Raw genomic sequence first — 22853 nt, forward strand, 5'->3', positions numbered from 1 at the left:
ATTGATCGATTTCCTGCTTAGCTTCATCAAAACTCTTTTCAGTGATGGCAATTTTGTCAGAGAATACCTGTGATGATTACCGAGGAAGAATTACAGGATGCAGGACAAATCATCAATAGTGTTATTCATTTATCTCCACGATATGCTAAGTTCTATTGTACAAGAGGATGAATATTTGCTGCACTGGGAAGGTTCATTTTCAATAGAGGAACTGCAAAAAAATCATCAGTTCTTCAGGGAAAATGTGCAGGAATTGCTCCAGGCGAACCGGAATAAGCTGAACACTCCGGAGGGGTATGGAATTATAGACGGTTCCCATGAAGCTGCAGATTTTCGGAATATGGGCATATCCCGCTTATAGCTGTGAATAAAATCCTTTGGCTGTCTGATGGTTTAAAGCTGCATTCCCATCGAGATTCGGACCAGGAGGAAACCTGGCTTACAACAGCAAAGGTGGCCTTTGAAAAGGGGCTGGATGATTTGGAGAAAAATATTCTGAAGCTTGAAGAATCCGATCCTGCCTGCTTATTTTATCCAAGGTTAAAACAGCACGATGATAAATCAGGCATCTTGATAGAGTTGTAAAAAAAAGCCGTCCGATTGATTGGGTGGCTTTATTGGCCTATGTATTCCTGACCTGCAGGAAATACCCTTTTTCCATCCGATTATAGACCACGCTATTAACTATTCTTTTATATTTATATTTGGTTGTAATAGATATTAATTTCTTTCAGGTCTCTATGTATCGCTTTTTCACTTACATCGAATAGTTCTGCTGCCTCTTTCTTTTTTATTATTTCCCCTCGATTCAACATCTCAAATAGAGATAAAATCCGAATCGTTTTCGTTATTGCTTCTTCAATCACCTCTTTTACTCCCTTCTCCAAATTGTTTTTAAGGAAAATAATAACATATTTATAGTTATTTTATAATATATTTAACTCTTTTTTTATCTTTTAAACTTTATTTTAATACGAATTTTAAATCAGTTTATGAAACATAATAAATTTTCGAGTGAGTGTACGCCCTAAATTTACTAGTAATCCAAAATATAATTCAAAGATAAATTAAACAGACATCCAATTTAATACCATTTACTTTCACCTAGTAAATCTATTACATTATTATTACAAAATTCTAAATTTTACGTTTGATTTTGCACCGGTTACAGGAATTTAGAACTATTATTTCGCCAAAAAAGGCCCTTTTTTGACTCTTTCCGTTAATTATTTATCTTCTCTAACAGAACATAAGTCGCAGAGGATTTGAAAAACAGTTGATGAAAGTGGAAATTTTGGCATATTATTATAGGAAAGGAGGGAGAGTTATGAGCATTGCTGAAATTAGTTTTGGAGAAATACTCCAGGCTCTTCGGGAATACAAAAAGCTGAGCCCTGAGGAGCTGGCTAAGGGAATCTGCACCGTAGAGGACCTTTATTCATTTGAAAAAGAAAAAAAGTATCCTGCACTCGACCAGCTTTATGAGTTAGCTGAAAAACTGAATGTCGAAGTAAATTACTTTTTTCACTATGCCTCCTCAAGTACGTTTAATTATGTAACCGCTGTATTTGAACTGATAAAAAAATACAAGCGGGAAAGAAACTACCAGGCTATCTATGACATTATTAAAAGAGAACGGCAAAATCCCATCTTCAAGCATATTTCCCACAAACAGTTCTTAATGTGGCATGAAGGAATTTGCATCTACTATTTAAGCAAGGATGTCTATAACTCTGTTAATACACTTTATACAGCAATCGACTTAACGAACCCTGATCGTACGAATCTTTCAGAACGGGAAATTGAAATCCTGACAAGCATTGCGATTATCAGATTTGAGGAAGAGGAATTTGCTGTGGCAAATGATATTTTCGAAGAAGCCCTCAAAAACCTCGAATCCTTGCCACATATCCTTGATCCCAAAGCAAAACTAAGGATTCTCTATGGCCTCTCTCAAACCCTATCAGCCAGAGAACAGTACGAAAGTTCCCTGCAATACAGCAACCAAGGCATCAAGGACTGTATTAACAATGAACTTCTTTATTTATTTGGGGAATTTTACTATCAGTCTGGGGAAAATTATATAAAGATAGATGATGTGGATAAAGGAATTGAATATATCAATAAGTCTAAAGAAGTCTTTTTACTCCAAAACAACGAAAGATTCGTAAAATTAGTGGAAGTCGAACTAGAAAAACTACTAGAAAAATGTTAATATTTTCTTGTTGAATATTAAAAACTGAAAGGATGGTAGTAATGAAAAAGTTTTTTGCTACTGTAACTTTAGCCCTATCTGTTTTTGCTTTAGGTGCTGTTTTCTCTGGCGGTGCTGCTACTGATGGTCTTCCTACACAGCATAGCCCACAATTTTCCACAATGGGGCTGCCTACACAGCACTAATGTTTAGAAAAGCACTTTCTTCACGAAAGTGCTTTTTTATATTATCATCAATCCGCGATAATCTTCCGCAGATCGTCTTCCATGTCCATAAGCAGCTGTTTCACGCTGATTTCCTGTTCTCCAATTCCTTTTTCATAGGCTTTTGTAATCATGTCCAAGAAAAGATTATGCACGGAATCAGACTCCTCTATTACTTTCAATTCCCTACCCTCCTATTTACCTAGTATTTCTTAAACATCATTTTATTACGTTCATCATCACTTGACAATCTTTTTCCAATTATTTCAAAAAAGGCCACTTCTCTTGGAAGCGGCAAAATGGAGATTTTTAGGATGTTGTTCCAAAGATAGAAAAACACTCCATGTCCAGGACTTAGAATCGAGACAAGTGTGCTTGTCTTTATAATCCCAAATTAATCCTGTAACATATTAATAGAACCATTTAAACATAAAAAATCTTTCTTTGAATTTCCGATTATAAGCCTTTAAATTGTTTTTTGGGCTATTATTCACCAGAAAATGCTTGTTTTCTTAGAAAATATAACTTTAAGAATATTTTAAAGGGTGTGTGGATATGGACTTTTCAGCGATAGGCATGAAGATTAAAGAGTTGAGAAAATCATTGGGATTGTCACAAAAGGACCTTGCAAAAGATATTTGTACCCAGGCACAAATAAGTAAAATTGAAAATGGCGATGTATTGCCCCTGGCCTCTACTCTATACTTTATATCTCAGCGCCTCGGAGTCGATATTAATTACTTTTTTGACATTGGCACCACTCCGAGACTGGATTATGTACAGGAAGTCATTAACCAGCTGAAACAGGCCAGAAATAATGTTAATTATCCACTCATTAAAGAAATTGTCGAAGCAGAAGAAAAGAACCCCCTCTTTGCTGCTAACAAGAAAAATCTGCAGCTGCTTCTCTGGCATAAGGGTATTTATCTCTTCCATGTCCATCATGACGCAGAATTGGCTCATTCTTTAATTGATAGGGCTATTGGGCTGACCTTTGATAAGGTATGGACTGAAAGAGAAATTGAGATCCTGATGAGCAAGGGGATCTTCTTCTATGAGAATGGGCATTATTATGAGGCAATGGACATTCATCTCTCTGCAAGAGCGCATTTAAACCATATCATTTACCTTCAGGATGAAACTATCCGCAGCAGACTGCTATATAATCTGGCAAAAGCTTATACCAAACTCGAAAATTATCAGGAATCGATCCGCTTATGTGAAGAAGCAATCTCGGTATGCATCGAAAAGGACCTTCTCTTCCTTTTGGGTGAGCTTCACTACCATATTGGATTCAATTATGAGCTTCAAGAGAAGTTCGTATTGGCGAAGACATATATGTCACGGGCTCTTGAGATTTTTCATCTTCAGAAAAATGACCGATATAACGACTATATCCGGGGAAAAATCCAAAAATTCAACAGCAGCAGCTAAAAGTTAGACCGCCGGTCAATTGACATAAATCGACACGAGTATAAAATCCTATATTTTTTGTATAACATTGTAAATATATGATCTTTTTGGACGATATATGTGGTAGAATTATCTAAAAATGTATATAGGAGAGTGAACCGGAAAAGTGAAAAAACAGATGGTCTCCATAGCAGCTGCTGCCATGCTTTCTTCCGCATTTGCCGCCCAGGCTTCTGCTGATACTCACGTCGTGAAAAAGGGCGATACCCTTTATCAACTTGCAATCAAATACAATACAACGGTTAACGAGATTAAGAGTCTGAATGGATTACATTCTGATTTCCTTTCTATTAACCAAAAACTTCAAGTTTCCAGCGGGACCAAGCAAACCAGCAAACCAAAACCAGCTGCTCCTGCTCCTAGTGCCAGTACATATACTGTAAAATCAGGAGACACTCTATCCAAGATTGCTTTACAGCATAATATGAGTTTACAAGATTTAATGAATTTGAATAATCTTAGCGGCCACTTAATTTTTCCAGGGCAGTTATTTAAAGTGTCCAAGTCTGCAGGAAGCGCTTCGGAAGAGCAAACATCTGTCTCTGCCCCCCCTGTTTCTTCTGCACCATCAGGGAATTCGGTATATGTCGTGAAGAGCGGAGACACCCTGAGTGGCATTGCATCCAAACATAAGACAACTGTCAACCAGTTAAAAGCGCTGAATAACTTAAATTCTGACCTTATTTTAGTTGGACAGAAATTAAAGGTACAAGCTGTTCAGAATTCAAGTGCCAATGATCAGTCAGGCACAGGAGTTAAAGAGGAAAATTCCGCTTCATCTTCGGTTCTTGCCGAAGCCCAGAAGCATGTAGGTGTTCCATACCAATGGGGCGGCCAAACTCCTTCAGGCTTTGACTGCAGCGGTTTCATCTATTATGTCCTAAAGCAAACAGGCTCCAAGATGGGACGGTACTCTTCAGAAGGGTACTACAGCCGCTCTTTTTATGTGAATACGCCACAGCCTGGCGATTTAGTATTTTTCGAGAATACATATAAGAAAGGCATTTCTCACTTAGGTTTCTATGTAGGAAATAATAAATTTATCCACGCTGGCTCATCAGGCGTTGAAGTTTCCAGTCTGGATAATTCGTATTGGAAGAGCCATTTTGATGGATTTAAACGTTTTTACTAGGACACCTTTTTACAGGTGTCTTTTTTCATATTTTGGAAGGAGTATACATATATTTTGAAGAATGATATAGATAGCGGGGTCTAAAGGAGGAGATCAGATGAACATCGTAGGTATTATTACATTTTTGTCCTTATCTTTATTATTAACGAGTCTTCTTTTAATTTATTCCAAGCTTCAGAATCAGACTCCAGGAAAGCTGGCTGCCATTATTGTTTTTTTCCTTTTGAATGCAGTACCCCTTGTGTATATCGTCTATACCGAGCAAAGCATGGACTATGCGAGCAACTCTTTTACACTTGGCTCAGCATTTATGATTGTATGGCTGATTACAGCCGTGATTATGTTTATCGGCATCCTTTTCAGATCCCGATCTGGTAACCAAGATCCTTATTATTAGGCATAAAAGAACCAGCAGCATATATGGCTGCTGGTTCTCTCTATCTGGAAAGAAGTCCTCTGGCTGCGTATTTCAGCATGTCTTTCTTTCTTAACTCCTTTAAGTCTTTCTTCTTCAGTTTTTTCGGTTCCATTGAGGTAATGAAGGGAAATCCTGTTTTTAAAAATGGTGGTCTTTCCAGGAGAATGAATTCTCCATTCTCGACCCCTTCTTTCACTTCCAGGGTCTGGTTAACCTTGATACCTGTCTCGATTTTTTTTCTTTCCACCCGGCCATTTGTCTGAATCACATATGTATATTTGCCTTTGTTCGCCTTCTTAACCGCTTCGGCCGGAACAGTCAGGGTATCTATCACTTCATTTGTTACGATTCGAACATCTACATGCTCACCATGGAAGCTTCCAAGCCTGTTTGATTCATCTATTGCTATAGAAAATTCATACCGGCTCTCTGCTTCAGCATGTGGTTCTGAAGTAGGGTGGTTTAAAATCTTTTCAATGGTTCCATTAATCTTTTTATTGCTGCCTTCCGGTGTGATAAATACCTTCATCCCTTCCGCAGCTTTTTTAATTTCCTGCTCAGAAAAAATCCCGGTGACCTTTTGCTCATTGGATATAACAGTTACTACAGGATTAGTGAGGTCATGCTTAATGCTTTTTACTGTCCCGTCAATTTCACTAGCAACTGTAAGATTTAAAAGACTTTCATCTGCAGCCTCGATCAGGTCCTCGTACTTTTCAATTTCAGTATCAATTCTGCTGATTTGCAGCTCTTTTTCATAAATATCCCGTTCAATTGTTTGTATCATATATTCATTCGGATTTGGCTGATCCTCTTCAACGATTGCACTGGAAAGGGTTCTTTGCATTCCTTCCAGATCACTAATATGGCTTTCAAGATTTTCTTGTTCGTTTTCCAGCGTTTCCTTTTCAATTTGGAATTCTTCTTTTGTGAGTGTAATGTCATCCGGAGAATACTCAAATAACCCTGTACCCTGCTGTACTTCATCACCTTTTTCGACGAGAAATCCTTTGAATGTGCCGGTTGAATTTTCATAGTAAAAATGCTGTTCTTCTTTTGGGGCCAATACACCTCTTGCTGGCATGGTCTCAAGAAGATCCTGTTTTTTTACAGATGTCCATTCATCAACATGGTAAGTCCTGTTTATTTTATCATTTTTAAGAAATAGCAGGGTGATGTTACAAGCCAAAAAGAGAACCACAGCACCTGCTAACAATCTTGCCTTCCAAGTCATTAAAGAATCCCCTCACTTATATAAGCTTTTCCAGGTGGATGGATGAGAGTAAAGCTGAAACAATCACAAAAAACAGATGCGTTCCGAGTAACACCAAAATAAGAAAGCGGGGGCTTCTTTCGGATACGACTTTTAAGTACTTATATTGCAGGACAAGTGTCCAGATTTTAAATAATGTTATTGCAGAAAGAGTATAGATTATTAACTCAGGGAAAGCTGAGGCTTGAGCAATAATACCGAATGAGAATATAGAAGAGTTAGTATTTAATCCCAAAAACAAAAAGATTGGAATATTGATTATCTTTTCAGTTAATAGAATCAGCAAAACCATTAATTGAATGCTTATCAGTTTTTTGTACTCAACCTCGACAAGGGTCCAAAAGAACAGGGAAGGCACAAAAATGACCAAAATGGCATAGACAATCCCCCAAATAACCTGCCCTGCTCCAAAGAAAAGCTTATACAGTTCATATTCGCTTCTCGAAAGGTCTAAAAGGCTTCTCGATGCTTGTTCACTTCCAATGCCAAAGAAGGCACTAAACCCAAAAACAAGCGCACTTAAAAGGATTAATAGCAAAACTTGTTTCCATAAACCAGTCAGACTTTCCTCTTTCCTCAACTGATGCGAAATTGTATATGGCTCCTTCAATCCTCTCAGAAGCGGTACCCGATAGCCCATAAAGAATCCTCCAACACTGTAATCTACTATTCTTTTATCTTACATCAAAATCAAAATTTTGGGAAATGGGTAGAAATGTGCAGAATTGGGGCTAAATCTTCTTAAAGGATTGTCGAAAAGGCGTAGAGATACGTATTTTCTTTATTTTTCTCCTTTTTTCAAAAAAAAGCGTGTCAGAATTTGCAAAAACTTTTGTTGTTTCAAGTTACCAGAAAGGCGGTATAGATAAGTAAGAATTTTACAACTATGTCCTTGTCACGAGAGAATTAAAAATCGAGGAGGGCTTACAAATGAAAATAAAAGCTGGAAACTGGAGAATGCTGAGTGAGCAGGAGAAGTTATTTATTTTGGAAGCGGTCAGCTTTTTTCAGTCTAGAACGAAGAAGCGGCAATAATGCCAAATGATCTAAATATATTTACATTAATCAGTTCGATATAGAAGGCACCTTGCCAGGTAACATAAGGTGATGGTGCCTAAATAACTCGTAAGATTGGCTCAGACAAGAAATTTCCACCCTCTCATAATTTAAATGTTAGGGTTTTTGGATAAATTTCATTTTAAAGTTTACTAAAAAAGTGCCTGCATCATATAGATGCAAACACTTGATTAGTTCCGGCATTAAAAACGCCCTTTATGCTCCTCAAATACCTTCTTCACCTTTTCCACTACTACTTTCGACCCGCCGCTCTTTTCAACGCCTTCTATCATCATCGCAATAAGCAGCTTCGGAGACTGGGGATTGTATGCAACAAACAGGCCATTTTCCTGCCCCTTTTCGTTTGCACTTTTTTTCAGCTCAGCTGTCCCTGTTTTCCCAGCCAAAGGGTAATCTTTCATATAAGCCGGCCGGCCGGTTCCGCTTGGATTCTGGATGACTTTAGCCATTGCGGCTGCCACCGTATTCGCAGTTTCTTCGCTCATCACGCCTTCTTTTAGCACCTGGCTTTTTTCCTCTTCTTCCAGAAGAACAGGTTTGATCATGGATCCCTTATTGATGAAAGGTGTGTAAGACGCTGCAAGATGAACAATGCTCATTTCCACCTGGCCCTGGCCGTAGCCCGAATCAGCGAGCAGAATCTCTGTGTCCAGGCCGCCAATCTTGGATGGTTCAAGCGGGAACGCGTATGGAATTTCCTCTTCAAACGCAAATTTCTTGAGCCCTGCTGAAAACTTTTCTTTTCCCAGCTCCAGGGCTTGCTGGGCAAAATAGATATTATCCGAATACATCATCGCTTTTTCAAAGTTGACCGGCCCGCCGGGGTCTTTAACACGAGTGACTTTATAGCCACCCCATGAACTGTCTTTTTGCCATTGAAGGCCCTTAACATTAATCGTTTCATCAAGCGTTAATGTTCCTTCTGTCAGTCCGACTGCGCCTGTCAGCGGCTTCATCACTGAACCTGGCGCATAGGTTTGCTTAAATCGTGTCAGAAGCGGCATGTCCTTATTGCCTTCAATTGCCTTCCACTCATCAGCTGTAAACCCGAGTGAAGCCTGGTTCGGATCAAAGCTCGGGCTGCTGACGAGCGCCAGCGTATTTCCGGTAATTGGGTCAATTGCTGCTGCGGTTCCCGGCTTTCCTCCCAGCTCTGTGTAGAGTGACTTCTGCAGGTTCATGTCGATGGTAAGCTGAATAGTTTCACCGTTCTCTACCGGTTTTTCAGAGAGGACCACTTCAGAGCCGTCCTTCTTTTGGATGCCGATTTTAATTCCGTTCGAACCCTTCAAACGCTCCTCAAGCACCTGTTCGAGTCCTCTTTTCCCAATTATATCAGTACTTGAATAGCCTTCACGCTCTTTCATTTCATCAGCTGTAATCGTTCCAACATATCCGATTAGATGGGCTGCTGATTCCCCCATCGGGTAGACTCTGCCTTTGACATCCTGTTTCAGGACACCTTTTAGTGCGAACACTTTATCTAATGTTGTCCTATCATCCGGGGAAACCTTCTTAATTGGCACAAAGTAACCTGGCTGCACCCAGCTGGCATTCAAGCTTTTATTAATCTGCTCTTCTGACATTCCCAGGGCTGCTGACAAACCTTTGACAGTCTGCTCCTTCTGATCACCCATTTGTTCTGGTACAACACCAATTTCATATAGGGTGCCGTTTAAAGCAAGCGGGTCACCTGTTCGGTCCACAATATCCCCGCGCTGCGCCGGAACAGTTGAATAGCTGATTTTATCCTCTGGCCCCAGCTCCGGGAAAATATAAGTCGTATCCCAGGCAACAAACCAATTGTCTTCCTCTTCCTTTTCCTCCTTCACAAGCTTGGCATCATGGGTAAATTCAATCTTGCCGGCTGCACTGTCCATGCTTGCTGAAAAAGGAAAACTTGCATTTTCTTCTTTTTTGTATTCCTTTTCCATATCCGGCTTGTATGTTACCTTCAGATTATCTATCTCTAAATCCTTATAAATCTTTTCATAACGGGCTGCAAAGTCCTCTTTGCTGATTGACTGCTTCGCACCCTTTGACAGGTATTCGTACATCTTCTCAAACTCTTGCTTATTCCAATGCTCCACATACTGCTTAAAGCGATCCTGCGGCTTAATTTCCTTATTGCACCCGCTCAACGCGGCCAAAACCAGGACAGCAAAAACAAAAAACAATACCTTTCTCATAACTCACCCTCCCTATTACTATATTATCATTTAATTGGAGAAATTTCCTAGCGGCAGTTACCACCTAAATTTTGCCGAATGTGAACTTTGCAAATTTAGATTGTCACTTGAGAGTTATACATCGTCTATCAAATAAAAATGGATGCAAACGATATAGGTTCGCATCCTTCTATTAATTTAACCAAATTTTTTCAAAACCAATTCAGTATATAAACATACAAAAAGGCCATCCCTGTAACAGAGATAAAGTATACACCATTCCATCTGAATGCAACGGTCAGCCCGTTTTTTTGAACACATTGGCTGATGATGATATTCAGGGCGTTAAGTGGTGAAATGGAAGAAGAAAGCATCCAGGTGAAAATGCACATAAATGCCACACTGACTACCGTAATACCAGGCATTTCGGCAAAGTTCAGCGAGGTTAGGATCAGCGGAATGACGATAATTTGATGGACTCCAAGAAAGGCCATTAACGTAACAAACAGGATGATGAACGAGAACAAAGTTCCGATAGACTGCTGTGCTGACCATTGCATGGACTTCTCCAGCAGCTGTTTTACAGGTGTGTGTGAAACAGCGTTGCCAAAAAGACCCGCGCTTAGAAAAAGGCAAATTTCCATCCTCTGTGCCAGTATCTTGCTCTTATAGAGGGAAACTTCTTCCTTTACGGCCTTTTTTTGCTTCCGCAGGACCATCCAGCCTGCCGGCACAATGAAACAGACCATGCTTACCAGCAATAGCATTGATTTGTGGGAAACCTGCTCCATGACAATCAAGAGGAGCACCAGGCCAAGTACAAAGCCGGCCAGCGTGTACAAATCCTTTTTTCTGCCTTTATCAGCTGCCGCGTCTCCAGTTTCCTCCTCAAGTGCAGCTGCCGTCTCCACAGCTCCAGCCGGTCGGAACAGAATCATTCCTGCTGCCATCTGCAATATGGCAAAAACCACACCAAACGCTACATAAGAAAGATACGTGATCTCTAAATAAAACAAAACAATTCCTACTGAAGCAAAGAATGGCGACCAAATAACAGCCGGTGTAAATCCTACATAGTACGACCTTGATAATAACTTGGATGGAATTTTGATGTTTTCCACAAAGCCGTGTACAATCCTTAAGGCCCCCATGTTCAATATAGGAGCCAGAGTCAGCATAAATGAGCTTATGCCATAAAAAGTATGGGCAGGGCTGTTTTTCAGTTCATTTAAATAAGTTATAACTGTATCAATAATTCCTTCCCTTCTTAAGGGAATGGACAGAAGCGGAGCCAGAATGAGAATGGCCAACAGGGCCATATTCTGAGTGATGCCCTCGATCAGCAGCAGGCCCCTATCCCCGACTGCATAATGAATGAAAATCCCCGCAGAGAATAGGCCCAGTGTAAATATCCTGCCCTTCCTATCCAATAACGGCACCATGGTGAAAAAGACCGCTGCAGCCGCCATATTAAAAATAAAGCTAATGTACATATTCGGCACAAATGCCTCAAGAATATAAAGAAAACACATGCTTAATACGAGAGAAAACCGTATCATAGGAACCCTTCTCTCTATTATTTAACTCCACTGGAAGGACTTTTAACCTTAGCCGGAGCATAACTGCTTAAAAGCTCCATAAACTCATTGCCAAGCTGATCCGTTGAAGCTTTTCCGCCCAGATCCGGAGTTAGTGAACTCTTATGCTGAAGCAGGTCTTTCATCGTTTTCAGGATGGCGCTTCCCCAGGCCGGTTCTCCAAAATGATCCATCATCTGGCTGACGGACCAGATGGCAGCCAGCGGGTTGGCAAGACCTTTCCCGGCAATGTCCGGTGCGGATCCGTGAATAGGCTCGAACATGGATGGAAACTCCCTTTCAGGATTGATATTCGCTCCCGCAGCCAGCCCGAGTCCCCCTGTAATCGCAGCCCCCAGATCGGTTAGAATGTCCCCGAATAAATTGGAGGTAACGACAATCTCAAATCTTTCCGGCTGCAGAACAAAGTAGAGGCTTGCAGCATCCACCAAATAGGAGTAAGTTTTGACATCCGGATATTCTTTCCCCACTTCATCAAATACCTCATCCCAGAACACCATGGAGTAATTCAGTGCATTTGCTTTACTGATGCTTGTTAATGTCTTTTTCTGTTTGCGGGCTTCTTCATATGCATAGCGAATAATGCGTTCTGTTCCTTTCCTTGAAAACACACCGGTCTGCAGGACTACCTCCTCAGGCTTTCCTTTGAAGAGCCAATCCCCTGCTCCAGCATACTCACCTTCACTATTCTCCCTGATAACCAAAAAGTCGATCTCTTTTTCCCCTTTGTTTTTTAGCGGTGTCAGCTCCGGATGCAGAAGTTTAATTGGGCGAATGTTTACATACTGATCAAATTCCTTCCGGATCTTCAGGAGCAGGTCCCACAGTGAAATATGGTCAGGCACACCAGGATAGCCTACTGCCCCCAAATAGATGGCATCGAATCCCTTTAATTGTTCGATTCCATCATCAGCCATCATCTTTCCTTTATCCAAATAATATTGGCAGCCCCATGGGAACTCTGTAAAAGAAAAGGATAAACCGAGATCAAGTTCCTCTATTTTTTTTAATACTTTTACTCCTTCTGCCACCACCTCCGGGCCTATTCCATCTCCAGGGATCAGTGCAATATTCCAATGCTTCATATCATAACCTCCTATGCTTTTGGGCCTCCGGCAACATATAAGACCTGACCGCTAATAAATGAGGATGCGGGACTGGCAAAAAAGCTTGCCGCCTGTGCGATATCCTCTGGAGATCCTGCTCTATTTACCGGAATTTGCTTTACTTTGGATTCAATTAATTCCTGAAAGGAAATGCCAAGCTGTTCTGCGACTGCTTTTGTCATTTCTGTCTTAATAAACCCAGGTGCAATGGCATTAACGGTAATATTGTATTTTCCCAGTTCAATAGCCAGTGTTTTCGTAAATCCCTGGATCCCTGCTTTTGCCGCTGCGTAATTGGCCTGCCCCCTGCTTCCCAGAGCTGATACGGAAGATAGATTGATGATTCTTCCATATTTGTTCTGAACCATTAATTTCTGGGCATATTTACTGCAGAGGAAAGTTCCCTTCAAGTGAACATTCATGACACTGTCCCAATCATCGGCATTCATCTTAAATAACAGGTTATCCCGGATGATCCCGGCATTATTGACTAAAATGTCCGCCCTTCCATGCCTTTCCTCTATATAGGAAAAAAGCCTTTCCACTTCCTGTTCATTGGTGATATCAGCCTTGAGCATTTCTGCATCAAAGCCTTTTTCCAGCAGTTCATGTCGGGTATCAGCTAAGGCTTCTTCATTAATGTCGACTAAATAGACATATGCACCTTCCGAGGCCAGTCTTCTGGATATTTCCTTTCCTATCCCCCTGCTTGCGCCAGTAACAACAGCCACCTGGTTTTCTTGATTAAACAATGACTTCGCTCCTATCTATTCAAATTCCTGTACAAACATTCAAGCTGCTGTTCGTATTCCTGCACAATATCCTTGATAATCTCTTCTGTCTTTTTTATTTCATCTATTAATCCGATGGTCTGCCCTAATGAGATGACACCGGAATGTTCATTGCCATTTTTAATTAATTCCATATAGGCTTCTCCGCTTATATATGGAAAGATCTCCTCTAAAACTGCTCCGTCTTCTTCCTTTTTCAGCAGCTCCAGCGCACGGTCTGTTTTCATCACTCTCATGGCTTTCCCGATTGATTTTTTCACAAGCACGGTATCTGTTTCCTGAAGCTTTATCAATTTGTCTTTGATCGACTCATGGAGTGCTGTTTCCCTGGAAGCCAAAAACCTTGTTCCCATCTGCACACCTTGTGCCCCTAAAGCAAAAGCAGCAAGAGCAGATTTTCCTGTTGAAAACCCTCCTGCTGCAATGACAGGTATCGAAAGCTCCTTTACAGCCTTTTGAATCAAGGTAAGGCTGGTTACATCCTCTTTGCCCGGATGGCCCCCGCACTCATATCCAACCACGACCACTGCGTCGCAGCCAATCGATTCTGCTTTTTTGGCAAATCTTACTGAAGGCACGACATGAACGACTTTTATTCCGTTTGCTTTAAGGCTCTCCATATACTTCTCGGGGTTATTTCCTGAGGTGAAAACAACGGGAACACGGGCTTCGATTGCCCCTTCCACATATTCATCCATTGGCTTGCGGATTCCAAGAGCGATATTTACACCAAATGGTTTGGAGGTGAGCTTTCTTGCCGACTCAATATCCTCCAGCATTTCTTCCTTGGACGAAAAGCTTCCAGCTGTTATCAGGCCGAGTCCGCCTGCATTCGATACGGCGGACACAAGCGGGGATGTTCCAAGTCCTTGAAGCCCCCCCTGGATAATGGGATAGCGGATGTTAAACATCTCTGTAATAGCTGTGTGCATCATCCCTTTTCACCTTTTGATAGCTTAAAGGTTCCGGTGCAATGTCCAATCAGTTCACCGTCTTCATTCTTTAGCCTGCCTTCAATCAATACCGTGCTGCGATTTTGATGAACAATCTCTGCCTCGGAGTAAACCGTACCGTCCATCACAGACTTAAGATATTGAATGTTTAGATGGAGTGTCGCAACCTCATCATATCCCAGAGACCTGCCTGCCATGCCCATTGCTGTATCCAGTATGGATGCATAGATGCCGCCGTGGACAGAATTTCTTACATTTATGAACTCCTTCTGGAGGGGAAGGGCTAATAGAACATGCCCTTCTCTTAATTCCCTTAATTCCAATCCGATAAAGTTCCAGAATGGGCTGCTTTCAAAATCTGTTATGACTTTCTTCAAATGTTCTGGTGTCATGAAAATAACCCCTTCCCTGCTTCGGTCAGTTCAACTCGATTGGCTATTACAGAAAGCTTTTGACCTTGAATGGCACGAATTAAGTTCTCTGCAATCAGCATGGAGGTTTTCCTTGCCGCCTCAAGACTGATTCCGCCAATGTGCGGACTCACGGTTACTTGTTTAAGCTGAAAAAACGGGTGATCAGAAGGCGGCGGCTCATCTGCAAAAACATCGATCCCTGCACCCAGAATTCGATTCTGTTTCAATGCTTCTGCCAAATCTTCCTCGTTGATCACGCCGCCCCTGGCAGTGTTTATCAGTACAGCCCTTTCTTTCATAAGCGACAGTAATTGATAATCTACTAGTTTGTCTGTTTCTATGGTTAATGGAATATGTAAGCTTACAACATCACTTTTAGTAAAAACATTTTCTATAGACGTAGTTAGTTCCACTCCTATTCGGTCAGCCGCTTGCTGTTTTTCTGCATTGACTGTTCTGACATACGCCATAGCTTTCATGCCGAAGCCCTGGACTAAAATCCTGGCCGCTTTTTGCGCTATACTCCCAAAGCCAACAAGCCCCAGCTGCTTTCCTTCCAATTCAAGTGTAATATCCCCATCCCTTGACTGAAAGTTCCCACTCCTGGTTTCCCTGTCAAAATAAGCCGTTTTTTTCATCACCGCTAAAAGCAGGCTCACTGCATGTTCTGCCGTGGCGGTACTGTTGAGCTTTGGTGCATGCAAAACGGGTATTCCCTTTTTCGTTGCATATCCGACATCAATATTATCAAGTCCGACTCCCGCACCCGAAATGGCCTTTACCTGCCGGCAGCAGTCCAGAATGGCCGGAGTGATCCTTGCCGGAGCCCGAAGGATGATTCCGTCGACATGATGAATCTGGAGGTAATCAGATATCTCCTGTTCGTTAAATTCGGTAAACTTCTTCACATCAGCATGTTTGTTCAGCAGATTCTCCCCATCCGCATGATACATGGGGAGAATCTGAACAATATGAGGCCTGTTCATCACAACACTTCCTTCATGAATATTATTAAACTTGAAGGTTTTCGATTATGGTGGTAATTCCCTGTCCGCCGCCAATACATAGAGTGACCAGTCCATATTTTTCGCCTCTAAGTTCCATCTCGTGCAGCAGCTTTGTCATCAAAATCGCTCCTGTAGCCCCTATCGGATGGCCTAAAGCAATGGCACCGCCGTTTACATTCACCTTATTCATATCCATTCCGGATTCACGGATGACTGAAAGTGCCTGAGCTGCAAATGCTTCATTCAGCTCAATCAATCCAATGTCATCCATCGATAAACCACATTGCTTTAACGCTTTAAATGTGGAGGTGACAGGACCAATCCCCATAATCTCAGGAGATACTCCGCTCACAGCCTGGGCAATGATTTTCGCTTTTGGTCTTAAGCTATATTCATTGACCTTTGCTTCATTCATCATCAAAATGACGGAAGCACCGTCATTGCGGCCGCTGGCATTTCCTGCTGTCACGGTTCCATTTTCCTTAAAAACCGCCTTAAGCTTAGAGAGCTTCTCAATATTTGTACTGCGCGGATGCTCATCCACACTAAAAAGCTTTGTTTCTCTTTTTTGCTTATATTCAACCGGGATGATTTCCTTTTCGAAACGGCCAGATTCAATGGCAGCATGCGCAAGCTCCTGGCTGCGAAGCGCAAATTCATCCTGTTCTTCCCTTGAAATAGCATACTTTTCTGCCAGATTTTCAGCGGTTAATCCCATTGTCAGGTTTCCGTATTTTTCGATTGGCTGGGAACAAGGCTGGCTTTCGGTATTCGGGTCCAGAATTTGTGCATTTCCGGCCTGGAAGCCATAACGGGCGTTCCGGATATAGTAAGGCGCTGTGCTCATGCTTTCAGCTCCTCCCGCCACGACTACATCAGAATAGCCGAGCCTGATTTGCATATCCGCATTATTGATGGCCTGAAGACCGGATCCGCATTGGCGGTGAACTGTATAGCCTGTAACCTCAATAGGCAGCTCCGCTCTTAAGGCGGCCAGACGTGCAAGATTGGATGTATCCGCACTTTGCTTAGCCTGGCCAAGAATCACCTCATCCACTTGTACATCCCTATGAGAGCGGTTTAATACTTCCCGAATGACCTTCTCTGCAAGATGATCTACTGGGACGTCTTTTATCGTTCCTCCCATTCTGCCAATAGCTGTCCGGACAGATTCCACAATATAGGGCTGATTCATGCCTTACACCCCCACATAGGAAGATTCCCGCTTAAGCTCATTCGCAATGATATTGCGCTGAATCTCAGAGGTTCCTTCGTAGATTTTTGTAATTCTCGCATCCCTGTAGTAGCGTTCAATTGGATAGTCTCTCATATATCCGATTCCGCCATGGATTTGCACAGCTAAGTCTGCCACTTTGTTATATACCTCTGAAGCAAATAGCTTCGCAATGGCAGCCTCTTTCACAACCCTCATTTTTTGATCGGTCATCCAGGCAACTCTGAAAGTCATGGATCTAAGCACTTCGATTTGCATACTGATTTCTGCCAGCATATGCTGAACAGCCTGCACCTCGATGATCGGCTTGCCGAATTGCTCCCGTTCCTGCGTATATTGCAGGCAATGCTCAAGAAGCTTTTCGCAGGAGCCAAGGTTTCTGGCAGCCAGGCCAGCTCGGCCATTGGCGAGGATTTTCAGTGCATTGATATATCCCTGTCCTTCTGTACCAAGGACGTTCTCGGCGGGAACCTCCATGTTTTCAAAGAAAAGCTCAGCCGAATGGGATCCTCTTAACCCCATTTTTTGTTCAACACTCCCAAGGATAAAGCCGGGGAAGTCTTTTTCAACTATAAAGGAAGTAATTCCTTTCGCTCCTTTTGCCCGGTCCGTTACTGCCATTACGGTAAAGACATGGCCGTCAACTGCATTAGTAATATAATGCTTGGATCCATTTAAAATATATTTGTCCCCTTTTCTGACAGCAGTCGTTTTCAATGCCGCAGCGTTCGAGCCGGCGCTCGGTTCCGTTAAAGCAAAAGCGCCAATCCATTCCCCCGTTGCCATTTTCGGCAAATATTTTTGCTTTTGCTCTCCTGTACCAAGCTCCACTATTCCGACAGAGCCGATTCCCGTATGTGCCCCTATTAAAGTGGTATAGCCATTATGTGTTTTGCCAAGCTCTTCATAAATGGCGCACTTTCCGACCATGTCAAGCCCGAGCCCGCCATATTCTTCGGGAATGCTTAATCCGAATAAGCCCATTTCCTTGGACATCTCCACCAGCTTCTCCGGTATCATATCCTTCTCTTCAATTTCCATCGCCAACGGCTCTGCTTCTTCTTTTACAAATTTACGCACATTTTCTCTTAAAAAATTTATATCTTCTGAAAAATTAAAGTCCATTTCTGTCTCTCCCTTATTGGTTAGTAAATGCTGCCGTTCTTTTTTCTAGGAATGCTAATGTACCTTCTCTTTTATCCTCTGTTCCAAAGGCTACAGCCTGTGAAAGCTTCTCAATCAGCATGGCTGTCTCCAGATCAATATCAAAGCCTTTATGTACGGCAAGCTTTGCCAGCTTGATAGCAACCGGGCCTTTTTTAAGAATCTGAGAGGCAACCTCCTCTGCTTTCCTTTCCAGTTCATCATCTGCTGTAAGGTAAGTTGCAAGCCCGATTCTTTCGGCTTCTTCTCCATCAACGATTTTGCCGGTTAGGATCATATCAAGTGCCCTTCCCTTGCCAACCACCCTGGACAGGCGCTGTGTCCCGCCTGCACCAGGAATGATGCCCAGGTTAAGCTCTGGCAAGCCGAATTTTGCTTTTTTCGCTGCGATTCGAATATCGCAGGCAAGGGCCAGCTCGCAACCTCCACCCAGTGCATACCCCTTTACCGCCGCAATCGTTACTTTGCTGGACTGTTCAATTTTCTTGTAGAGCCCCTGCATGCCCGGAATCAATGCCTCAAGCATTTTTCTTTCATGAAGCTGCTTTATGTCCGCTCCCGCTGCAAAGGACTTTTCCCCTGCTCCCTGGATGATGATGCATCTCACCTCATCATTTGCTTCTGCCCAGCTAAAGGCATCTCCGAGCTCCTGGAGCGTCTCCTGATTTAATGCATTACGCTGTTCAGGACGGTTAATGGTCAGCCACATAACCCCCTGTTCGATTTGAACAAGCAGATTTTCGTATTGATGCACGTTCTCACCCCTTAAGAATATTGATAGAATCCGCTGCCGCTCTTTTTCCCCAGCCGTCCGGCTTTTACATATTTGATAAGCAGCGGACAAGGGCGGTACTTTTCTCCAAGTGTCTGATATAAATACTCCATATTGCGCAGCCGGGTATCCAAGCCTACTAAATCCGCCAGAGCAAGAGGGCCCATCGGGTGATTAAGCCCCAGCTTCAGGGCTTTATCGATATCTTCAGCAGAGGCTACTCCTTCCATCAGCATGTTCATGGCTTCATTGCCGATCAGGCAATTCATCCGGGAAGTCACAAATCCCGGAAATTCATTCACTTCAACGGTTTCCTTCTTAAGCTTTTCACCGACTTCTTTCACCATGCGGACCGTATCATCAGATGTTTCCAGTCCACGGATAATTTCAATCAGCTTCATCTTGTGGACCGGATTAAAGAAGTGCATGGCCACCACCTTATCGGGCCGTGATGTTTGTGCCCCAATTTCCGTTGGACTCATTGTTGAAGTATTGGTGGCCAGAATGGTTTCCGGAGAACAGATGCTGTCCAGCTTTTTAAAAATATCAATCTTCAATTCTATCTTTTCCAGGACTGCTTCAATAACAAGGTCTGCATTTTCCGCAGCAGCCTCTAAATCTGTTTCAAAATGAAGCCGGTCTTTTGCCTTCCCATATTGGTCTTCTGAAATAAACCCTTTTTGAAGGCTGCCTTCCAATAAGCTATAAATATCGTTTTTGGCTTTATCTATTATTTCCAGATTAATGTCATTCAAGTAAACTTCAAATCCCGAAATGGCACAGGTATAAGCAATCCCTTTTCCCATAACACCTGAACCTACTACTGTGATGGTGTTCATTCTGTTCCCCCTTAGTTTGATAATGTATTGGCCACTGTATTTCTAGGTACAAACTTTTGATATAAAAACATTGCCGCCAGGATGGCAAAGCCGATGATGTCTGATAAAAATCCCGGGTTGACCATCAGAAGAGCCCCGATAAAAAGAACGGCTCTTTCATACCAATATGAATGGCGGAACAGCCATCCTTCTGCAGCCCAGGCAATCCCAATAATTCCAATGATGGAGGTTGCAACAGATAGAATAATATCCGGAACGTCTCCAACAAGAAGCAAGGTTTCCCCGTATACAAACATATAAGGGACAATAAATGCCGCGAGGCCAAGCTTTACTGCAGTTAAGCCTGTTTTCATCGGCTCGGAACCGGCAAGCCCCGCCGCCGCAAATGCAGCCAGTGCTACTGGCGGTGTTATGGCAGATAGTGCTGCAAAATAGAAAACAAACATATGGGCTGCAAGCGGGGATACACCCAGCTCGATTAATGCAGGGATGGTAAGCGGAACCTGTACGATGTATGCCGCAACAGTCGGGAGCCCCATTCCAAGAATGATGCTCGTGATCATCGTGAATACAAGCGTAATGATTAAAATGCCGCCGGATAATTCAATGATCAAACTGCTGAATTTAAGGCCAATCCCGGTAAGCCCAATAATTCCGATGATAAAACCGGATGCCGCACAGGCAATAGCTGTCTCAATGGCAGCTCTGGCTCCTAAGTCCAATGCCTTGAAAATCTTTGAAAAAGATAATCTTGTTGCCCCTTTTAAAGCTGCAACCAATATCGTCACGCCGATAGAGTAAAGACCAGCCTTCATTGGTGAAGAGCCGGATGCAAGCATGACCACAATCACTACTAAGGGGATAAAGAACATGAATCCGGTTTTCAAAACACTCGAAACCTTGGGAAGTTCTTCTTTCTTTAAACCAACAAGCCCCAAACGCCTTGCCCTCATATCGACCTGGAAATACAGGCAGCAGTAATAAAGGACTGCAGGAATTAACGCAGCTACGGCTATGTCCATATAAGGCACACCTAAATAGGAAGCAATGATGAAAGCCGAAGCCCCCATGATCGGCGGCATGATCTGGCCTCCAGTAGAGGAAACCGCTTCAACCGCAGCTGCAAAGTGGCTTCTATAGCCGGTTTTCTTCATTAATGGAATCGTAAAGGCACCAGTTGTAACCGTATTTGCAACAGCGCTCCCTGAAATGGTTCCCAAAATGGAGCTGGCCACGATAGCCGTTTTGGCAGGACCTCCACGATATTTCCCCATACCAGCCACTGATAAATCGATAAAAAATTGACCTGCTCCCGAAACCTCCAGGAACTTTCCGAAGAGGATAAATAGGAAAATAAAAGTTGCAGATACCCCCAAAGGAGTACTGAAAATACCAGTTACCGTATAAAAGAGGTGATCAATAATCCACATCATGGTAAATTCTCGGTGGGAAAGAGACCCCGTAATCAGATGACCCCAAACTCCGTAAACGATGCAGATGAAAATAATAATCACCAGTGTATTTCCAATCACGCGGCGTGTTGCCTCAATCAGCAGCAGACCGGATATGATTCCTATGGCAATTTCCAGTGCTGTCAGCGGCTCTATATAACTCATCCGCGATGAAATGACCTGTGAATTCATCACATAATAGGAATAACAAGCAATGGACAAAATCATAAACAGCCAATCATACCAGGGGATGCTTTCATTTTTTGCCGCTTTCTTGGAAGGCTTATAAATGGCAAATGTTAAAGCCAGCGCAAAGGCCAAGTGTGCCGACCGCTGCAGGATCGATTCGAATACCCCAAAGAAAGCTGTATACAAATGAAAAAGAGACATTAAAACGGCAATAATGGAAATGATTTTGGCAGCTGCGCCCTTTAATAGGCGCAGCTTGCTGTTCAGATTTCCATCTTCATCATATTCCGCAATCACTTTTGAAGCTTCTGCTTCCGTTACGTCGTGTTTAGACATCATTTCACCTTCTTTTTAAAAGGATTATTTAGGTTTATTTAAGTGCCCCGACTTCCTTGTAATATTTCTCTGCTCCCGGATGCAGCTTGCCCACATTGTTTTGCACTGAATACTCTGCATTAAAGTCTTTCATAATCGGGGATAATGTCGTCCATGTATCTTTTTCTTCTACCATCATTTTTGTCAGCTTATAAACTGACTCTTCGTCCATTAGATCATCATTAACCAGCAGAACCGTATAGCCAGCAACCGTTTTAACATCTTCTTTCACATTAGAATAAGTGCCGCCTTCAATGTCATATTCCAAATATCCTTCATTTAACTCATGAAGGCCTTTAACTGTTTCATCATCCAAAGGAATCAGACGAATTCCGAGGGTTGTATCCAGCTCCTGGAATGTGGAAACCGGTGCAGAAACCATTCCGACAATCGCATCGATGTGTCCGTCACGCAGAAGGTCGGCTCCATCTGCCGTTCCGATATATTCAATGCCGCCAAGATCGTCGTAGCTCATGTCATTCAGTTTTAAAATATCCAGGAATGCCAGCTCTCCGCTGTATCCTTTAATTCCCGGGCTAACCTTCTTGCCCTTTAAGTCCTTTACGGATTTAATATCAGAGTCTGCCCGAACAACGATATGGAATACATTTGGATACAGGGTTGCAACGGTGCTGACATTATCGACTTTTTCTTTAAATGCATTGATTCCATTCAATGCCTCAGGTACCGTTTGTCCATTACTGAATCCAAGAGCAAATGTGCCCTGGGCTAAGCCCAAAAGATTGGAAACAGAGCCGCCCTCCACTACCGTAACGGAGGATTCCGGGTAAACTTCCTTCATTTTCTCTCCCATCGCCCCTGACAATGTGTACCAGAAACCGCCAACTGTTGCAGATCCGAAGGCCATATCCCGCGGGGCTCCCTCTGCTCCTCCGCCTCCGCTTGCTTCACCGCTGCTTCCCGCCTCATCCGAAGAACAGGCTGCCAATACGACTAACATAAAAGCCATCAACACTGCCAATAATTTTTTCACCTTATTTT

24 protein-coding genes are annotated in these 22853 nt (G+C 42.6%); 7 read left to right on the plus strand and 17 right to left on the minus strand.

Translation table 11 applies throughout. The features are described 5' to 3' along the window. The first annotated feature begins 97 nt into the window (after positions 1–97). Together A361_RS25020 and A361_RS25025 are read left to right on the plus strand one after the other, a co-directional pair. Complete coding sequence (locus A361_RS25020; RefSeq protein WP_019380758.1) at positions 98–361, plus strand: hypothetical protein; 264 nt, start codon at positions 98–100, stop codon at positions 359–361. Positions 362–363: 2 nt separating this feature from the next. Further along, positions 364–585, plus strand: coding sequence for a hypothetical protein (locus A361_RS25025; protein WP_019380757.1), 222 nt, complete (start codon positions 364–366; stop codon positions 583–585). Positions 586–698: 113 nt separating this feature from the next. Here A361_RS25025 and A361_RS29585 read toward each other — a convergent pair whose 3' ends face one another. Further along, entirely contained in the window at positions 699–887 is a 189-nt protein-coding gene (locus A361_RS29585) for a DeoR family transcriptional regulator (RefSeq protein WP_162272022.1), read from the minus strand. Between the two features lie 440 nt (positions 888–1327). Between A361_RS29585 and A361_RS25030 the strand changes: the two genes are divergently transcribed. Both A361_RS25030 and A361_RS30075 read left to right on the plus strand, forming a co-directional pair. Continuing rightward, complete coding sequence (locus tag A361_RS25030) at positions 1328–2215, plus strand: helix-turn-helix domain-containing protein (RefSeq protein WP_019380755.1); 888 nt, start codon at positions 1328–1330, stop codon at positions 2213–2215. A gap of 41 nt (positions 2216–2256) precedes the next feature. Then, a complete protein-coding gene (locus A361_RS30075) occupies positions 2257–2400 on the plus strand; it encodes a hypothetical protein (RefSeq protein ID WP_019380754.1) in 144 nt (47 codons plus the stop codon). Positions 2401–2447: 47 nt separating this feature from the next. Here the strand turns inward: A361_RS30075 and A361_RS30080 are convergent, their stop codons facing one another. Next, positions 2448–2600 carry a hypothetical protein gene (locus A361_RS30080; RefSeq protein ID WP_019380753.1) on the minus strand — a complete coding sequence of 51 codons (153 nt, stop codon included), beginning with the start codon at positions 2598–2600 and terminating at the stop codon, positions 2448–2450. A 373-nt stretch (positions 2601–2973) separates the two neighbouring features. On the opposite strand from A361_RS30080, the gene A361_RS25035 reads away from it, so the two are divergent. The 3 genes from A361_RS25035 (at position 2974) to A361_RS25045 (ending at position 5420) form a co-directional block, all read left to right on the plus strand. Next, complete coding sequence (locus A361_RS25035; protein WP_019380752.1) at positions 2974–3852, plus strand: helix-turn-helix domain-containing protein; 879 nt, start codon at positions 2974–2976, stop codon at positions 3850–3852. Positions 3853–3997: 145 nt separating this feature from the next. Next, positions 3998–5023, plus strand: coding sequence for a LysM peptidoglycan-binding domain-containing protein (locus tag A361_RS25040; protein WP_019380751.1), 1026 nt, complete (start codon positions 3998–4000; stop codon positions 5021–5023). A gap of 97 nt (positions 5024–5120) precedes the next feature. Continuing rightward, positions 5121–5420 carry a hypothetical protein gene (locus A361_RS25045; protein WP_019380750.1) on the plus strand — a complete coding sequence of 100 codons (300 nt, stop codon included), beginning with the start codon at positions 5121–5123 and terminating at the stop codon, positions 5418–5420. A 40-nt stretch (positions 5421–5460) separates the two neighbouring features. On the opposite strand, the gene A361_RS25050 is transcribed toward A361_RS25045, so the two are convergent. The 15 genes from A361_RS25050 to A361_RS25120 all read right to left on the minus strand — a co-directional run bounded on the left by A361_RS25050 (position 5461) and on the right by A361_RS25120 (position 22845). Next, positions 5461–6675 carry an efflux RND transporter periplasmic adaptor subunit gene (locus A361_RS25050; protein ID WP_019380749.1) on the minus strand — a complete coding sequence of 405 codons (1215 nt, stop codon included), beginning with the start codon at positions 6673–6675 and terminating at the stop codon, positions 5461–5463. Positions 6676–6691: 16 nt separating this feature from the next. Then, positions 6692–7354 (minus strand): hypothetical protein, encoded by a 663-nt coding sequence (locus A361_RS25055; RefSeq protein WP_019380748.1) that lies wholly within the window; start codon positions 7352–7354, stop codon positions 6692–6694. 619 nt (positions 7355–7973) lie between these two features. Next, positions 7974–9980, minus strand: a complete 2007-nt coding sequence (locus tag A361_RS25060) for a penicillin-binding transpeptidase domain-containing protein (RefSeq protein WP_019380746.1) — start codon at positions 9978–9980, stop codon at positions 7974–7976. Positions 9981–10171: 191 nt separating this feature from the next. Beyond that, a complete protein-coding gene (locus A361_RS25065) occupies positions 10172–11518 on the minus strand; it encodes a hypothetical protein (RefSeq protein WP_019380745.1) in 1347 nt (448 codons plus the stop codon). Between the two features lie 17 nt (positions 11519–11535). After that, complete coding sequence (locus A361_RS25070) at positions 11536–12642, minus strand: tartrate dehydrogenase (RefSeq protein ID WP_019380744.1); 1107 nt, start codon at positions 12640–12642, stop codon at positions 11536–11538. A gap of 11 nt (positions 12643–12653) precedes the next feature. Then, complete coding sequence (locus tag A361_RS25075) at positions 12654–13415, minus strand: SDR family oxidoreductase (protein WP_019380743.1); 762 nt, start codon at positions 13413–13415, stop codon at positions 12654–12656. 11 nt (positions 13416–13426) lie between these two features. Further along, positions 13427–14389 carry an NAD(P)H-dependent flavin oxidoreductase gene (locus A361_RS25080; protein WP_019380742.1) on the minus strand — a complete coding sequence of 321 codons (963 nt, stop codon included), beginning with the start codon at positions 14387–14389 and terminating at the stop codon, positions 13427–13429. After that, positions 14386–14799, minus strand: coding sequence for a PaaI family thioesterase (locus A361_RS25085; RefSeq protein WP_019380741.1), 414 nt, complete (start codon positions 14797–14799; stop codon positions 14386–14388). Before A361_RS25085 ends, A361_RS25080 begins: the two co-directional genes overlap by 4 nt. Next, positions 14796–15806: an NAD(P)-dependent oxidoreductase gene (locus A361_RS25090; protein WP_019380740.1), complete on the minus strand. Its 1011-nt coding sequence runs from the start codon at positions 15804–15806 to the stop codon at positions 14796–14798. The genes A361_RS25085 and A361_RS25090 overlap by 4 nt, the downstream gene beginning before the upstream one ends. Positions 15807–15831: 25 nt before the next feature. Then, positions 15832–17022, minus strand: coding sequence for a thiolase family protein (locus A361_RS25095; RefSeq protein WP_019380739.1), 1191 nt, complete (start codon positions 17020–17022; stop codon positions 15832–15834). A gap of 3 nt (positions 17023–17025) precedes the next feature. After that, positions 17026–18186 carry an acyl-CoA dehydrogenase family protein gene (locus A361_RS25100; protein ID WP_019380738.1) on the minus strand — a complete coding sequence of 387 codons (1161 nt, stop codon included), beginning with the start codon at positions 18184–18186 and terminating at the stop codon, positions 17026–17028. Positions 18187–18199: 13 nt separating this feature from the next. Beyond that, a complete protein-coding gene (locus A361_RS25105; protein WP_019380737.1) occupies positions 18200–18979 on the minus strand; it encodes an enoyl-CoA hydratase/isomerase family protein in 780 nt (259 codons plus the stop codon). 11 nt (positions 18980–18990) lie between these two features. Then, positions 18991–19836: a 3-hydroxyacyl-CoA dehydrogenase gene (locus A361_RS25110; protein ID WP_019380736.1), complete on the minus strand. Its 846-nt coding sequence runs from the start codon at positions 19834–19836 to the stop codon at positions 18991–18993. Positions 19837–19847: 11 nt separating this feature from the next. Further along, positions 19848–21815, minus strand: a complete 1968-nt coding sequence (locus A361_RS25115) for a TRAP transporter permease (RefSeq protein WP_236887944.1) — start codon at positions 21813–21815, stop codon at positions 19848–19850. Between the two features lie 31 nt (positions 21816–21846). After that, positions 21847–22845, minus strand: coding sequence for a TAXI family TRAP transporter solute-binding subunit (locus A361_RS25120; RefSeq protein WP_033196513.1), 999 nt, complete (start codon positions 22843–22845; stop codon positions 21847–21849). Positions 22846–22853 lie beyond the last annotated feature (8 nt).

Source organism: Cytobacillus oceanisediminis 2691 (assembly GCF_000294775.2).
Taxonomy (GTDB): Bacteria; Bacillota; Bacilli; order Bacillales; family Cytobacillaceae; genus Cytobacillus; species Cytobacillus pseudoceanisediminis.